This window comes from Algibacter marinivivus (assembly GCF_003143755.1).
GTDB lineage: Bacteria > Bacteroidota > Bacteroidia > Flavobacteriales > Flavobacteriaceae > Algibacter_B > Algibacter_B marinivivus.
The window spans coordinates 383,271-398,261 of the sequence record NZ_QFRI01000002.1; the positions used below are offsets into that span (position 1 = coordinate 383,271).

At 32.0% G+C, this 14,991-nt stretch carries 15 protein-coding genes; 8 read left to right on the forward strand and 7 right to left on the reverse strand.

What is annotated here, in order from left to right:
* Positions 1 to 70: 70 nt before the first annotated feature.
* Together DIS18_RS10005 and DIS18_RS10010 are read left to right on the forward strand one after the other, a co-directional pair.
* Entirely contained in the window at positions 71 to 772 is a 702-nt protein-coding gene (locus DIS18_RS10005; protein ID WP_109352936.1) for an RluA family pseudouridine synthase, read from the forward strand.
* A gap of 30 nt (positions 773 to 802) precedes the next feature.
* The gene (locus tag DIS18_RS10010) at positions 803 to 2,182 is read left to right on the forward strand and encodes an aldehyde dehydrogenase (protein ID WP_109352937.1); all 1,380 of its coding nucleotides are present in this window, start codon (positions 803 to 805) and stop codon (positions 2,180 to 2,182) included.
* Here the strand turns inward: DIS18_RS10010 and DIS18_RS10015 are convergent, their stop codons facing one another.
* The 4 genes from DIS18_RS10015 to DIS18_RS10035 all read right to left on the reverse strand — a co-directional run bounded on the left by DIS18_RS10015 (position 2,183) and on the right by DIS18_RS10035 (position 5,356).
* The gene (locus tag DIS18_RS10015) at positions 2,183 to 2,983 is read right to left on the reverse strand and encodes a sensor histidine kinase (RefSeq protein ID WP_109352938.1); all 801 of its coding nucleotides are present in this window, start codon (positions 2,981 to 2,983) and stop codon (positions 2,183 to 2,185) included. It abuts the gene before it with no gap.
* Between the two features lie 688 nt (positions 2,984 to 3,671).
* Positions 3,672 to 4,190 (reverse strand): hypothetical protein, encoded by a 519-nt coding sequence (locus DIS18_RS10025; RefSeq protein ID WP_109352940.1) that lies wholly within the window; start codon positions 4,188 to 4,190, stop codon positions 3,672 to 3,674.
* Between the two features lie 80 nt (positions 4,191 to 4,270).
* The gene (locus DIS18_RS10030; RefSeq protein WP_109352941.1) at positions 4,271 to 4,897 is read right to left on the reverse strand and encodes a CPBP family intramembrane glutamic endopeptidase; all 627 of its coding nucleotides are present in this window, start codon (positions 4,895 to 4,897) and stop codon (positions 4,271 to 4,273) included.
* A complete protein-coding gene (locus tag DIS18_RS10035) occupies positions 4,898 to 5,356 on the reverse strand; it encodes an Lrp/AsnC family transcriptional regulator (RefSeq protein ID WP_109352942.1) in 459 nt (152 codons plus the stop codon).
* 157 nt (positions 5,357 to 5,513) lie between these two features.
* Between DIS18_RS10035 and DIS18_RS10040 the strand changes: the two genes are divergently transcribed.
* Positions 5,514 to 6,743, forward strand: coding sequence for an aminotransferase class I/II-fold pyridoxal phosphate-dependent enzyme (locus DIS18_RS10040; protein ID WP_109352943.1), 1,230 nt, complete (start codon positions 5,514 to 5,516; stop codon positions 6,741 to 6,743).
* A gap of 116 nt (positions 6,744 to 6,859) precedes the next feature.
* Here the strand turns inward: DIS18_RS10040 and DIS18_RS10045 are convergent, their stop codons facing one another.
* Positions 6,860 to 7,882, reverse strand: a complete 1,023-nt coding sequence (locus tag DIS18_RS10045; protein ID WP_109352944.1) for a metal-dependent hydrolase — start codon at positions 7,880 to 7,882, stop codon at positions 6,860 to 6,862.
* 95 nt (positions 7,883 to 7,977) lie between these two features.
* Here DIS18_RS10045 and nhaC point away from each other — a divergent pair, with 95 nt between their 5' ends.
* The 5 genes from nhaC to DIS18_RS14960 all read left to right on the forward strand — a co-directional run bounded on the left by nhaC (position 7,978) and on the right by DIS18_RS14960 (position 11,820).
* Entirely contained in the window at positions 7,978 to 9,447 is a 1,470-nt protein-coding gene (gene nhaC / locus DIS18_RS10050; RefSeq protein WP_109352945.1) for a Na+/H+ antiporter NhaC, read from the forward strand.
* 146 nt (positions 9,448 to 9,593) lie between these two features.
* On the forward strand, positions 9,594 to 10,238 hold the full coding sequence (locus DIS18_RS10055) for a peroxiredoxin (RefSeq protein ID WP_109352946.1): 645 nt from the start codon (positions 9,594 to 9,596) through the stop codon (positions 10,236 to 10,238).
* 8 nt (positions 10,239 to 10,246) lie between these two features.
* Positions 10,247 to 10,561 carry a thioredoxin family protein gene (locus DIS18_RS10060; RefSeq protein WP_109352947.1) on the forward strand — a complete coding sequence of 105 codons (315 nt, stop codon included), beginning with the start codon at positions 10,247 to 10,249 and terminating at the stop codon, positions 10,559 to 10,561.
* On the forward strand, positions 10,542 to 10,799 hold the full coding sequence (locus DIS18_RS10065; protein WP_109352948.1) for a DUF6952 family protein: 258 nt from the start codon (positions 10,542 to 10,544) through the stop codon (positions 10,797 to 10,799). Before DIS18_RS10060 ends, DIS18_RS10065 begins: the two co-directional genes overlap by 20 nt.
* Before the next feature lie 172 nt (positions 10,800 to 10,971).
* Positions 10,972 to 11,820 (forward strand): hypothetical protein, encoded by an 849-nt coding sequence (locus DIS18_RS14960; RefSeq protein WP_181364032.1) that lies wholly within the window; start codon positions 10,972 to 10,974, stop codon positions 11,818 to 11,820.
* Between the two features lie 154 nt (positions 11,821 to 11,974).
* Here DIS18_RS14960 and DIS18_RS10075 read toward each other — a convergent pair whose 3' ends face one another.
* Positions 11,975 to 12,445 (reverse strand): ankyrin repeat domain-containing protein, encoded by a 471-nt coding sequence (locus DIS18_RS10075; protein WP_109352949.1) that lies wholly within the window; start codon positions 12,443 to 12,445, stop codon positions 11,975 to 11,977.
* A gap of 108 nt (positions 12,446 to 12,553) precedes the next feature.
* Positions 12,554 to 14,758: a catalase/peroxidase HPI gene (katG, locus tag DIS18_RS10080; RefSeq protein WP_109352950.1), complete on the reverse strand. Its 2,205-nt coding sequence runs from the start codon at positions 14,756 to 14,758 to the stop codon at positions 12,554 to 12,556.
* Positions 14,759 to 14,991 lie beyond the last annotated feature (233 nt).

Sequence of the window (14,991 nt, forward strand, 5' to 3'; positions counted from 1 at the left end):
CCTAGTTATACTCATTCGCTAAAAAACTTTGCGTCTTAGCGCCTTTGCGCGATAAAAAAAAATATAAATCGTGTCACAAAAAATCCTTTCAAATAAAAATAACCTTCTGGTACTTTTTGAAGATAACCACATAATCATCGTAAACAAACGCGCTGGTGATATTGTACAAGGCGATAAAACAGGAGATAAACCGCTTAGCGATGTTGTAAAAGAATATATTAAAGACAAATACAACAAACCAGGGAACGTTTACCTAGGCATTGTACATCGCTTAGATAGGCCAACAACTGGTCTCGTTATTTTCGCAAAAACAAGTAAAGCGCTTCCAAGATTAAATAAATTATTCCTCTCCAAAGACATAAAAAAAACCTATTGGGCTATTGTAAAAAACGAGCCGCCAAAGCATGAAGACACACTTATTCATTGGCTGAAAAAGAATCCTAAAAACAACAAATCTAAAGCATATATAAAGGAGGCTTCAGGTAGCAAAAAAGCAATTCTTCATTATAAAGTCATAAAAAAACTAGATAACTATTTTTTACTTGAAGTTAATTTAGAAACTGGGAGACATCATCAAATTCGCGTGCAATTATCTTCTATTGGTTGCCCGATTAAAGGAGATTTAAAGTACGGTTTCGATAGAAGTAACAAAGACGCTAGTATCAGTTTACATGCCAGACATATAGAATTCATTCATCCAGTTAAGAAAGAAGCAGTTTCTATTAATGCACCTTTACCTGAAGATGCTATTTGGAATGCTTGTTTGGTATAATTTGAATATCTTTAAAAAAATACTATTATTTTGAGTCGCATCCCAAGTATTATAAAAGAGCAGCAACAGTTTTTTAAATCTCAAAAAACTAAAGATATTGATTATAGATTATCACTTTTAAAAGCATTAAAGCTTGAAATCTTATCAAAAGAACAAGCCATTTTTAATGCATTAGAAAAGGATTTCAAAAAATCAGAATTTGAAGGATATCTTAGTGAGATAGGTTTAGTAATGAACTCATTAAACTTGGCAATAAAGAATTTAAAAAGGTGGGCTAGACCAAAACGCATTAAATCCTCATTATTAAACTTTCCTTCCAAAGATTATATTTATAGTGAACCTTATGGTAATGTTCTTGTAATAGCGCCTTGGAATTATCCATTCTTATTAGCTTTGGAACCCTTAATAATGGCCATATCTGCTGGAAACACTGTAGTTTTAAAACCAAGTGAATTAACAAAACATACTTCCAAAATAACAACTGAAATCATTCAAAATGTATTTTCTGAGAACTTTGCAGTTTCCATTGAAGGCGGTATTGAAACATCTACGGCTTTATTAGCTCAAAAATGGGATTATATTTTCTTTACAGGAAGCACAAAAGTGGGTAAAATTGTTGCTGAAGCTGCAGCAAAACATTTAACGCCTGTTGTACTAGAACTTGGTGGTAAATCACCTTGTATAATTGATGATTCTGTAAATCTAAAACTTATAGCTAGAAGATTAGTTTGGGGCAAACTTTTAAATGGTGGGCAAACCTGTATTGCAGCAGATTATGTTATAGTAAAAAATAACATTAAAGAAAACCTTATAGAAGTTTTAAAAGCCGAAATTATTAAACGCTATGGCAGCAACCCAAAAACATCACCAGATTTTCCACGAATAATAAATAAGAATAATACCAAACGCATTGAAACTTTACTAGAGGGTCAAAACATCATATTTGGAGGAGATATACAAATAGAAGATTGTTATATATCTCCAACATTAATTGATGAACCGAGTTTAGATAGCAAGATTATGCAAGAAGAAATATTTGGTCCTGTATTGCCTATTTTAACTTACGAAACTGAACTTGATATTGAAACTATTATCTGGAATACAGAAAAACCATTATCGTTTTATGTATTTTCAGAGCACTCAGATTTTATTGAAAGTATTATAAAAAAATACAGTTTTGGAGGGGGTGTTATTAACGATTTATTGATTCATTTTGGTAATCACAGATTGCCTTTTGGAGGTGTTGGCGATAGTGGAACCGGAAGCTATCATGGTAAACATGGATTTGATACTTTCTCAAATAAAAAATCAATTATTAAACGAGGCAATTGGTTTGACCCTTCGTTTAGATATGCACCTTACAAGGGAAAAATGAGTTTATTAAAAAAGGTATTTAAGTACTTAGGGTAATTAAGATAAAGGATAATTTAGTACTAATTCTACGCCTTCACCTAATTTAGAATTCAAATTTAAATTGGCTCCAATCAAAGCAGCTCTACTTTTCATATTAATTAAACCAGAACCTTGTTCAATTTCATTTATATCAAAGCCCTTTCCATCATCTGTTGCTGTAATAATCACTTGTTCGACTTGATAATCTAAAGTAATACTTATATTTTTTGCTTCAGAATATTTAACCGAATTGGATAAGAATTCTTGAAGAATTCTGAAAATAATGATTTCATGTTTTCGATCATTAAAATCTACTTTATTACCAATAATTTTAAGTTCAGCAGAGGTGAATTTCATCTTTTTCATTCTATCCAACTCATTAGTTATAGATTTCTCAAAACCAATGTTTAAAATCACATCATTATTAAGTGTTCTTGAAAGTGCTCGCACTTCTTTTAAACCATTACTGAGGGCCTCAGAAGTATCTTTAAACTTATCTCTAACATCATCTGCAACTTGCATTTTTAAAATACTTAATTGCATACTAGCAAAAGACAAAAGTTGACCAACATTATCATGTAACTCCCAGCCAATATTTTTTAAAGTTTGCTCTTGAGCTTCAGTTTGAGCTTGTATAATTTCTGCTTCAAAGGCTTGTTGCTGCTTTATTCTATCCTGAAGTAATTTATTTTTCCGTTTTTGAAACACAACAAAAAACACAATAACTAATGATGTAATGATAATTAATACTAATATCATATACACCAATAAATAACGCTCGGAAGCTGTACTAGCTAATCGTTCTCCGGTTTGCACCATATTAAAGCAAATGTAAAAGTTAAATACATAACAATGTTAGCAAATAAATAGATTTGCCATTTTAAAAAAATAAAATTCCAATCTTTATTTGAATTGTAAATATCATAAAAAACTAAGGGCGTAATAATAAGCCACCAAATAAAGATAGCTGCACTAATGTAAAAATTTAGAGATTTATAAAAAGTAAGGATTTTATCGCTCTGTAAAATTTCAATAAAATAAAAAACAGTACAAAGAAATATGATTAATGCCCCTAAAATACTAATAATAGGAAAAAAACGAATAAAATAATCACTCCAATTAAAAACTACATATGTAAGGGAAAAAAACAAAAAACTATAACTAGTATATTTAACTATAATTTTAAATAAATTTTCACTTAGAATTTTAAAATAAAAGAATGCAAAAAAAATTGGAGCACCTATCTTCCAATATATGGTATATAACCAAAAGTTTTTAACAAAAACAGAATCTTCTAAAAAACTTAAAAAACCATTATTAAAAATATGCTTAACATAATTAGATCCGATAAAGTCAAAAATAGTCAGGTAAGCCAAAAACCATATAAAATATTTAGCAGCTGTTAATTTATACTTTTTATAAAGTATTAAACCTGTAACAGCTGCTAAGATTTCTACACTAAAAGTAATAGTGCTATAGTATTCTAATAAAAAGTCATTCATTAATGTTATTGTGGATATCCACCATTACCGTTACCCCCTTCGTTTAACGGAGGCGTAGGTATATCATTGTCAGTTGGCGGTAAAAACACATTTAAACTACTTGCTTTCGATGTTTTTCTTGGTCCTGTAGGTACAATAAACATGGTATTTCTGTTCTTTTTTATTGGATTTTTTACATTGCCATAATTACCCAAATACACACGAACTCCCGTCATAGTATATCCTAAACTATCTGATTTTGCCTTGGCATAGGTTAGATATTCATTAACCTCATCTAATGACCACCATACGGAACGTGTTTTCTTTTTAGAACCTTCTACTTCTATTATAGAATCTATTTCAGTTTGATTATTCTTTTCCCAATTATTGCTTAATATTTTAGCTTGCGCAACAGAAATAGTGTCTTTAGGTATTTTGTTTTCAGCGTGCATTGTTGGCATATCTCCTTCTGGTCGTGGACAAAAGTAATACGTTAATACTGCTCCAATAATAAATCCTAAAATAATTGATCCTAATTTTTTCATGTCTTAAATATGGTTTTTTTGATTAGTAATAGCTCCTTAAAAATAGTAAAAAAAAAGACATACAAGATTTTATATAAATTTTAAGTTGGAAATCCTAACATAGATCCCATACCAACGGTAAAAAGCCAACATCCATAAATAGCATGCTCTATAGATACTAATAGTGTTGACTCTGTTTTTTTAAATGTTAATGCAAATAGCGCCCCTCCTAAAAAAGTTAAAAAAAGTACTAAGCCACTATTAAACAGTAAATGAGCTAAAGAAAACAATATGGCATTTATAAAAATAAGCAAACCAGTATTCTTAAATAATGGTCTATATCTTTTAAAGAAAAAGGTTCTATAAATTAATTCTTGTGGGTACACAGAAAAAAAACTGTAAACAAACAGTATAAACAACCATTTAATGGGTTTATTTAAAAGCACATTAAAAAGTTGAGTCTTATCAGTTATCCAAACGAAAACTGTTGTGATAATACCAATAATAAAGAGTTTTAAAATTGTGCTTTTCCAAAATGTTTTCCAATCTATTTGCTTAGATAATTTAAATTTTAGTTTTTCAATTTTCAACAAAACATAAATCACATAAGTAAAACCAATAAAACCAATTCCAAGTTTAATCCAAGGCGAATAGTTTAAAACAAAACTAATTGGCACTAAAACAAAAATAATAAACAGTTCGAAACCTTTGTAAAGAGTTGATTGCATCTAGAAATTTATTGCTGTACTGTGTTTAACTTCATTAATTACAAACATACTGTGTGTACTACCAATATGATTAATACTAGTTAATTTATTAACCATAAATTCTCTAAAGGCAGTCATATCTTCCACAATAACTTTTAACAAATAATCATAGTCACCACTTAAATGATAACACTCCAGCACTTCACTTAATTGTTTTACTTCTTTTTCAAATTTAATAACAAACTCTTGACTGTGCTGAACCAGTTTAACATGACAAAACACTACAAAGTTTCTGTTAACCTTTTCTTTATTTACTATAGCTATGTAACCATCTATAAACCCTTCCTTTTCAAGTTTTTTTATTCTTTCGTATACCGCAGTAACTGACAAACCTAGTTTATTTGAAAGCTCTTTATTCGTCTGTTTACTATCCTGCTGAATGTATTCTAAGAGTTTTTTATCTGTAGCATCAAAAGTCATAATCGAAATAATTTCATTAAAAAGACTTTAAGCGAAACTAAATTAAACTTAAAATCTATAATTATATAAATATATAGTTTTATTTTCTAAATAAATAATATTACATTGTTTTTAAGTCTAAAATTATTAAATTTTGCATAACAAAATATATTATAAAATGGCTTTTAAACCCGCAAACAATATTCAAGATTTACAGTACTTTGGTGAATTTGGAGGTGTTAATCCTTCAATTTCAGATTCATCAACCTATACTTTCTTATCTGCAAAAACGATGTTTGACACTTTCGAGGGTAATTCAGATGGCTGTTACTTATACTCAAGACACTCTACACCTTCAAATTTGTATTTAGGTGAAGCCTTAGCTGCAATGGAGGGTACAGAAACTGCCAATGTATCAGCTTCTGGAATGGGTGCTATAACACCTGTTATTATGCAGTTATGCAGTGCTGGAGATCATATTATTTCTAGTAGAACCATTTATGGTGGCACATACGCCTTTTTGAAAAACTTTACACCAAAATTTAATATTGAAACTAGTTTTATAGATATTACAAAACTTGATGTTGTAGAAGCTTCGATAACCAAAAACACAAAGATTATTTATTGCGAGTCTGTGAGTAATCCGCTTTTGGAAATAGCTGATATAAGAGGGTTAGCTAAAATTGCCAAAAAACACAACTTAAAATTAGTAGTTGACAATACGTTTTCGCCATTATCAATCTCTCCAGCTACTTTAGGTGCAGATATTATAATCCACAGTTTAACTAAATTTATAAACGGGTCTAGTGATACTGTTGGTGGTGTGGTTTGTGGTACACAAGATTTTATAGATGAATTACGAAATGTAAACGATGGCGCATCTATGCTTTTAGGGTCTACTATGGATAGTTTACGTGCTGCTTCTGTTTTAAAAAACCTAAGAACATTACATATAAGAATGCAGCAGCATAGTAAAAATGGCTTGTTTTTGGCTGAAAAGTTTGAAGCAGATGGCTTAAAAACAGTATATCCTGGTTTAAAATCGCATCCGTCTCATGAATTATTTAAAAGCATGATGAATGAAGCTTACGGCTTTGGTGGGATGCTTACTATAGATGTAGGTTCTTTAGAAAAAGCTAACGAACTTATGGAGCTTATGCAAAACAAAAACCTTGGTTATTTAGCTGTTAGTCTTGGATTCTACAAAACACTATTTAGTGCTCCTGGAAGCTCTACTTCTTCTGAGATTCCAGAAGATGAGCAAAAGGAAATGGGTTTAAGCGATGGATTGATTCGTTTTTCTATTGGTTTAGATGCAGATATAGAGCGTACTTATAACATGATGAAAGAATGTATGGTTGAGTTAGATATTTTAAAGCATATACCTGAGCTTGCAAAAACGCTTTAAATTAAATCGCGCAAGGGATAGAAGTGGATAGCCCACAGCCCGATCCCGATAGCTATCGGGAGAGGTACGAGGACTTGTAACGGATAGCCCGACCCTTGGGTTGCGCCCAAAAAAAATTAAATGCCTTTAATACGCTCCCATAAAGATGCCATAATATCAGCTAAACTATCAAATTTAGGTTCGAATGGCTTCATGTTTAGCCTGTTATTTTCTTTGTATAACAACAAACTAAATACGGAAGTATTAGGGTTTTCTATATCTAGAAGTGGATAACGTAAATCGTTATATTGATATTCGTTTTCTTTGATTTTATAAACACTATAATACTGATTGCTAAACCAAGCTAAATCTTTAATATCTTTAAATTGAGAAGGTTTTAAATCACGTTGTTTTGGTACTTTTCTAAAATTTAAAAATCTATTTTTTGTATCTAATAAAGAGTAATCTGAAACAAAATACGATGCTTCAGTTTCCACAATTCCATACCATAAAACATTATTAAAAATAGCAGGCTGGGTACTGAATCTCAATTCACTAATATTACTGTCTTTTAAAGACTTTCTAAAAACAGAATCTATGTAAAGCTTATTCCCTAATGTAAAAAACATATAAACTGAACTGATACCAATTCCTAATTTTAACCACAACGTTCTTCTATTTGATGTTCTTTTAAAAAACATAAGCACAATCATGCTTATCAAAAAAGGAAAGGTGTAGGCAGGATCAGCTACAGCAATATTATTTAATGCGACTCTGTAATTGCTAAAAGGGGCAAATAATTGCGTACCATATGGCGTAAAACAGTCTAAAATAGGATGTGTAAATAATGACCAAAAGAATAAACTAATCCAATCTTTTTGGGTAGTTGAATCTAATCGTTTACCAGTATTATAAAGCTTAAAAAACAACCATCCTAATAGAAGTGCAGCAATAACTGAAAACAATATGGAATGCATAAACCCTCTATGGAATAACATGGCATCAATTTCGTTACCATAAAGCCATCCTCCAACCAAAACATCTAAATCAGGAATAGTACCTCCAATGGCGCCAAATAATAACGCTTTGTTTCCTATTTTCTTTCCTAATACCGCTTCACCACAAGCGGCTCCTAATACAATTTGGGTTAATGAGTCCATTTATTATTTTAAAATGAAATGCAAATGTAAGCATCTCAAAGGATTTGCATACCATTAACGAAAATCGTAACATTACATAACTAAAAAACCTATAGATGCAAGACGACAAGAATATTTCTGAATTCAAAGCCCACGATCAAAACATTATAGAAAACAAAGAACTTAACTTTTTAGAAGCTCTTATACCTGTTGTACTTCTAATGGCATTACTTTTTTACAATATAATATTTGCTGATGGTGAACTTTTAGGGGAATATTCTAATCAATTTATTTTACTTATTGGTGGTGCAATTGCAGCCATAGTTGGTTTTTTTAATAAGGTTTCAATTAACAGAATGCTTACTGAGATTTGGGAAAATTTAAAAAGCGTATTTGTTCCCATAATGATTTTATTTTTAGTTGGTGCTCTTGCAGGCACTTGGTTGGTTAGTGGTGTTATTCCTGCAATGGTTTACTATGGTTTACAAGTTTTAAGCCCTGAGATATTTCTACCTGCATCAGTTATAATTTCAGCTGTTATATCAATAGCTACAGGAAGTTCCTGGACAACTTCGGCTACTGTTGGTATTGCACTTGTTGGTATTGGTACAGCTTTAGGAATAAACCCCGGTATGATTGCCGGAGCCGTTATTTCTGGAGCTTATTTTGGAGATAAAATGTCGCCATTAAGTGATACAACTAACCTTGCTCCTGCTATGGCTGGAACTGATTTGTTTACGCACATACGTTATATGAGTTTTACAACTGTACCAACAATAATTGTAACACTTATTGTTTTTGGAATATTAAGTTTTACAATTACAACTTCTGGCTCTGCAGATGTTAGTAATTTGTTAGAAACTATAGATAACACATTCAATATTTCGCTTTGGCTGTTTTTAGTTCCTTTAGCTGTTATTGGATTAATTCTTTTAAAAACTAAACCATTAATAGCATTAAGTGCTGGTGTTTTATTAGCTGCTATTTTTGCATTTATTTTTCAACCAGATATTTTGAATAGTTTGGGAGATTCTAAATTATCATCAGTTATAACTTCTGTCTTTACAGACACTCAGATAACTACTGAAAACGAAAAATTAAACGACCTCTTTTCTGCAGGAGGAATGAAAGGCATGCTTTGGACTATTTATCTAATTCTCTGCGCTATGGTGTTTGGAGGTATTATGGATGGTATTGGAGCATTATCAAGAATTACAAGTGCACTACTTTCTGTTGCTACATCTGTTTTTGGGTTATTTGCTAGTACAGTAATTAGTTGTTTAGGATTAAATACCATTGCTTCAGATCAATATTTAGCTATTGTTATCCCAGGGAAAATGTTTAAAAAAGCTTTTGAAGACAAAGGTTTAGCTCCAGAGAATTTAAGTAGAACTCTTGAAGATTCTGGAACTGTAACTTCTGTTTTAATTCCTTGGAATACATGTGGTGCATACCAATCTGGTGTTTTGGGTGTAGGTGTTGCTGAGTATTTCTTTTACGCCATTTTTAATTGGTTAAGCCCGTTTACAACATTACTATTCGCTGCATTTTCAATTAAAATAAAACAATTAAAATCTTCAAAATAACCTAGTAAGGTTCTCATTTTCAACACCCATAAATAAATACTATTAATCAATAGGTATTTAAAATTTTGTGATGTTTTATTTTCTTTAGTTGTAATCTATTTTTGCACACTGAAAAACGAATCTTAATTATAAAATTTTAAATAAAAATGGCATTAGTAGGAAAAAAATTTCCAGATTTAAACGTTGACGCAATGAACGACATGGGCGATACTTTTAAAGTAAACGTTCTAGAAGAAGCAGTTAACAATAAGAAAAAAGTAGTATTGTTTTGGTACCCAAAAGATTTCACTTTTGTATGTCCAACAGAATTGCATGCATTTCAAGCAGCTTTAGGTGAGTTTGAAAAAAGAAATACCATTGTAATTGGTGCCTCTTGTGATACACCAGAAGTACATTTTGCATGGTTAAGTACTGCAAAAGATAACGGTGGTATAGAAGGTGTAACATATCCAATTCTTGCAGATAGCAACAGAAACTTATCTAGTGTTTTAGGCATCTTAGATATTACTAACGAAACTTACGACGAAGAAACAGGAACAGTTCAAGTTGAAGGTGATAATGTGACTTACAGAGCTACTTATATTATTGATGAAAATGGTGTTGTACAACACGAAAGCATTAACAACATGCCTTTAGGGAGAAATGTTGATGAGTATTTACGTTTAGTTGATGCGTTAACACACGTTCAAGAAAAAGGAGAAGTTTGTCCTGCAAACTGGGAAGAAGGTAAGAACGCTATGAGTGCTAATGCTAAAGCTACTGCAGAGTATTTAGCTGCTCATGCTAACTAGTTAGTATTATGGTAAAAGAATTAGATCAAGATAATTTACAAAGCTTAGTTTCAGATAACGATACTGTAGTTGTTCAATATTCTGCAACTTGGTGCGGTAATTGTCGTATCATGAAACCGAAAGTAAAAAAGTTAGCTTCTGAATTGGAAGACGTTACTTTTATTATAGCTGACGCGGAAAAGTTTCCAGAAAGTAGAAAATTAGCAACTGTTGATAATTTACCAACGTTTGCTACTTTTAAGAATGGTGCATTTGTAAACCAAGTGCAGACTAACAAGTTTGATGTTTTAAAAGATTTAGTAAATGAAGTTACCAGTAATTAAACACTTAACGCAGTTTATTGAAGACAACGATGAAGATTTTATTGTTGAAACCATTGAAACTTTAGAAGCTTTAACAGAAGTACCTTCATTAAAAGATGAAGAATTAGATGTTATAGGTGAATTGATTTCTAACATGTATGGTGCTATTGAAGTTAATAAAATGACTAAAGATGGTACACCTAAAAAAGAAGCTTTAAACAGTTTTATGGGGCGTGTTATGGGTTCTATTGACACCTAATTGAAAGAGAAAAATGAGTATTAAAAACCACTTCAATAGAAGTGGTTTTTTTGTTTTTATTGAAACTTGATATTGTAAAAAATTTCAGCTACCTTCGTTTAACACCGGATATAAGGCATTAAAACGACGCATATCAGTAAAACATTGTAAAACATTTACCCAAACTAACAAAATGAGCAAATACAAATTAAACTTTTTGACAATTTTACTTCTGATTCCAATGTTTGCGATTGGACAAATTCCGAAAGGACATTTTTTAGACGCAGATGATTCGGCTGAAAAAGGATATAAATTAAAACCTTTCAAACAGAAAAAAGAAGGAATTTATCATTATGCAATTCTGACGGAATTGCCATTTGAAAATGATTGTGAAAATGGAATTTCGGAAAAAGAACAAATTGCTTGTGCTGAAAAAAATCTAAATGGATTGATAAACGAAAAACTGAATTCTGAAACGGAATTTAATGGCAACGTTTATGTTTATCTGACTGTAACTGAAAAAGCGGAAATAATTGACATAAAAGTTAAATCATATCCACAATCAGATGAAATTGATAAATTAATAAAGCAAGCAACGGAACAAATAAAAGTTCGACCAGCAAAATATAAAAAGAAAGTAGTTACATCTCGATTATGGACGAAATTAGAATTTAATTCTAATGAAAATGATAAAGGAAAATTCATTGGAAAGTGGATTGGAGAAGATGAAAAAGATATAGGATACTTGAACTTTGATTCGGAAGGTTATGCATACTTCGAAATACAAGGACAAATAATGGGCGGAAAAGAGTTTGTCCAAAATGGAAAAAAAGGAAGTATGACCTATGAAATAAATAGCGAAACAAAACCTATACAAGTAGATTTAATAGTAACGATGTTTGAGACTAAAAAACAAAAGAAACTACTCTGTATCTCGAATTTTATTGATGATGACACAATGGAATTTGCTATCGGCTTTGAAGGAATACGTCCGACCGAATTTGATTCTGAAGACTCAATAATTTTGAAACGTGATAAATAAAAACGTTTTACAACACCGTGTATAATTCATTGCTGGTTATAGCCTACTTACGAAAGTCCTCGCGGACTTTCTATCTGTGATTTAATTGCTAACTTTAGTGCTTAAACACAACTAACCATACACAAAACCGTTAAACGAACCTCCCAAATTCAAACTAATTCAAAAACTCTACAATACTTTTAAAACCTTTTTCCTCAGCATAATCTATAGCTGTTTTTCCATCTTTATCTTTCAAAGAGACATCAGCATCATGTTTCAAAAGCATTTCAATCATTTTTACTTGATTATACATTGAAGCAAAAATTAAAGGTGTTACACCATTTTTATTTTTAGCATTTACATCTGCGCCATGTTTCATTAATAAAGTTGCTAAACCTATGTTGCCTTTAAAAGCAACACCAATTAGTGCTGTATTACCTTGAGCATCTGTATCGTCAACTGGAGCTTTATGCTGCAATAAAACCTTAACAATAGCTTCTTTATCAAAATAAGATGCGAAAATTAAAGGCGTAAAACCTCTAGCGTCTTTTACATTCACTAATTCTGGGTTTCTTTCTAGTTGTGCTTGAATATTACCTGCAATACCTTGCTGAATAGTATAAAAAAACAATTCTGTTTCGTTCATAGTTCTATTTTAAAAAATAAAAAGGATGAGCATAAAAACTCATCCCTTCTAAATTAATTTTCAATGTCAGGTTGAGCCTTTCGTCTACGCTCAAGGAGACAACTATCATTATTTTAAATCAAAACGATCTAAGTTCATCACTTTAGTCCAAGCTGCAACAAAATCGTTTACAAATTTCTCTTGTCCATCGTTAGCACCATACACTTCAGCAACTGCTCTTAATTCAGTATTCGAACCAAAAATCAAATCTGCTCGTGTTCCTGTAAATTTAACTGCTCCTGTTCTTCTGTCTCGTCCTTCAAAAATAGTATCATCAACAGACGTTGCACTCCAAGTGTAAGCAAAATCTAAAATATTTGAAAAGAAATCGTTAGTTAAACTTCCAACGCTATCTGTAAAAACACCATAATCTGAACCATCATAGTTTGTTCCTAATACTCGTAAACCACCTACTAAAGCTGTCATTTCTGGAATAGAAAGCGTTAATAAATTTGCTCTATCAACCAATAAATCTTCGGCAGCTACTTTTAATTTTGGATTCATGTAATTTCTAAACCCATCAGCCAACGGTTCTAAATAACCAAAAGATTCTAAATCGGTTTGTTCTTGAGAAGCATCTCCTCTACCTTGTGTAAATGTTACAGAAATATTATGACCTGCATTTTTAGCTGCTTCTTCAACACCAGCATTTCCAGCCAAAACAATTAAATCTGCCATTGAAACGGTTCCGCTAAAATCCTTTTGAATACCTTCCAAAACATTCAATACTTTATTTAATTCCGCAGGATTATTTACTTCCCAACTTCTTTGAGGTTCTAAACGCAGACGACCACCATTGGCACCACCACGCATATCTGAACCTCTAAATGTTGAAGCCGATGCCCAAGCCGTTTTTACCAATTCTGAAATTGATAAACCAGACGCTAAGACCATTTTCTTTAAAGATTCAATATCTGAATCACTTAAATTATAACTTACAGCAGGAATTGGGTCTTGCCAGATCAACTCTTCACTAGGAACTTCAGGACCCAAATAACGAGAAACAGGCCCCATGTCACGATGCGTTAATTTATACCACGCTCTAGCAAACGCATCTTCAAAAGCTTTATGGTCTTCATGGAAACGCTGAGAAATTTTTAAAAACCCAGGGTCTTTCTTTAAAGCCATATCTGCGGTAGTCATCATTAAAGCTTGCGTACCATTTCCACCAGCAGCAGGCGCTTGTTTTGCATCAGCATTTTTTGGTGTCCATTGGTGTGCACCTGCAGGACTTTTTGTTAATTCCCAATCGTAATTTAATAACACATCAAAATATTCATCATTCCATGTTGTAGGACTTGGTGTCCACGCACCTTCCAACCCACTAGTAATCGTATCATCTAAAACACCAGAATTATACGTGTTTTTCCAACCTGTACTCATTTCTTCAATAGGTGCGCCATGAGGTTCTGCTCCAACGTATTTATCTGGATCTGCTGCTCCATGGGCTTTTCCAAAGGTATGCCCGCCAGCAACTAAAGCCACGGTTTCTTCATCATTCATAGCCATACGTCCAAAAGTAATTCTAATATCATGTGCAGATTTTAATGGATCAGGTTCGCCATTAGGCCCTTCAGGATTTACATAAATTAAGCCCATATGTACTGCTCCTAAATGGCCTTCTAAATCACCATCGCTAGTATCGTAACGGTCATCATTATCTAGCCAACCTGTTTCACTTCCCCAATAAATATCTTGTTCTGGCTCCCAAACATCTTCTCTTCCTCCTGCAAACCCAAAGGTTGGAAAGCCCATAGATTCTAAAGCGCAGTTACCCGCAAGAATCATTAAATCTGCCCAAGAAATTTTGTTTCCGTATTTCTTTTTTACAGGCCATAATAATAAGCGTGCTTTATCTAAATTCCCATTATCTGGCCAACTGTTTAAAGGTGCAAAACGGTGTGTTCCAGAACCAGCTCCTCCTCTACCATCTCCAACTCTATATGTTCCTGCACTATGCCACGCCATACGAATCATGAAACCTCCATAATGCCCATAATCTGCAGGCCACCAATCTTGAGAATCTGTCATTAAATTGATAACATCTTGTTTTAAAGCAGCAAAATCAACACTATTAAATGCTTTAGCGTAGTCAAACGCTTCTCCCATTGGATTAGATTTAGAAGCATTTTGCCTTAGAATATTCAGTTTTAATTCGTTAGGCCACCAATCTCTATTGCTTGTTCCGCGTCCTGCGGTTTTCTTTTGATCTCCGCTTAAAAAAGGGCATTGACTTGGGTCTCCATTCATGCTGTGATTTCCATTGTTATCCATTACTTATCGTTTTGTGTTATATTCAGTTATTAATTAAGATTTATTGATTTACTAAAATTACTGATTTAATAGCTTCAAAAAACATGTGCCATATTTTTTAAAATTATATTCTAATTGATAAAATTTATCATTTAATAATACCTAATAGCTTTTGAATATAACTAACAAGTTTTATTCACTTAAAAAAATCAAAAAATAGTAAGATTAAACTATTGAACTCATTTAAATATTGC

Bases quoted from the DNA above. Each gene is read 5' to 3' on its own strand.
- nhaC (WP_109352945.1), top strand. From the start codon at position 7,978: ATGCAAGACGACAAGAATATTTCTGAATTCAAAGCCCACGATCAAAAC.
- DIS18_RS10055 (WP_109352946.1), top strand. From the start codon at position 9,594: ATGGCATTAGTAGGAAAAAAATTTCCAGATTTAAACGTTGACGCAATG.
- DIS18_RS10075 (WP_109352949.1), bottom strand. From the start codon at position 12,445: ATGAACGAAACAGAATTGTTTTTTTATACTATTCAGCAAGGTATTGCA.
- DIS18_RS10045 (WP_109352944.1), bottom strand. From the start codon at position 7,882: ATGGACTCATTAACCCAAATTGTATTAGGAGCCGCTTGTGGTGAAGCG.
- DIS18_RS10035 (WP_109352942.1), bottom strand. From the start codon at position 5,356: ATGACTTTTGATGCTACAGATAAAAAACTCTTAGAATACATTCAGCAG.
- DIS18_RS10025 (WP_109352940.1), bottom strand. From the start codon at position 4,190: ATGAAAAAATTAGGATCAATTATTTTAGGATTTATTATTGGAGCAGTA.
- DIS18_RS10060 (WP_109352947.1), top strand. From the start codon at position 10,247: ATGGTAAAAGAATTAGATCAAGATAATTTACAAAGCTTAGTTTCAGAT.
- DIS18_RS10030 (WP_109352941.1), bottom strand. From the start codon at position 4,897: ATGCAATCAACTCTTTACAAAGGTTTCGAACTGTTTATTATTTTTGTT.
- katG (WP_109352950.1), bottom strand. From the start codon at position 14,758: ATGGATAACAATGGAAATCACAGCATGAATGGAGACCCAAGTCAATGC.
- DIS18_RS10065 (WP_109352948.1), top strand. From the start codon at position 10,542: ATGAAGTTACCAGTAATTAAACACTTAACGCAGTTTATTGAAGACAAC.
- DIS18_RS10040 (WP_109352943.1), top strand. From the start codon at position 5,514: ATGGCTTTTAAACCCGCAAACAATATTCAAGATTTACAGTACTTTGGT.
- DIS18_RS10015 (WP_109352938.1), bottom strand. From the start codon at position 2,983: ATGGTGCAAACCGGAGAACGATTAGCTAGTACAGCTTCCGAGCGTTAT.
- DIS18_RS14960 (WP_181364032.1), top strand. From the start codon at position 10,972: ATGAGCAAATACAAATTAAACTTTTTGACAATTTTACTTCTGATTCCA.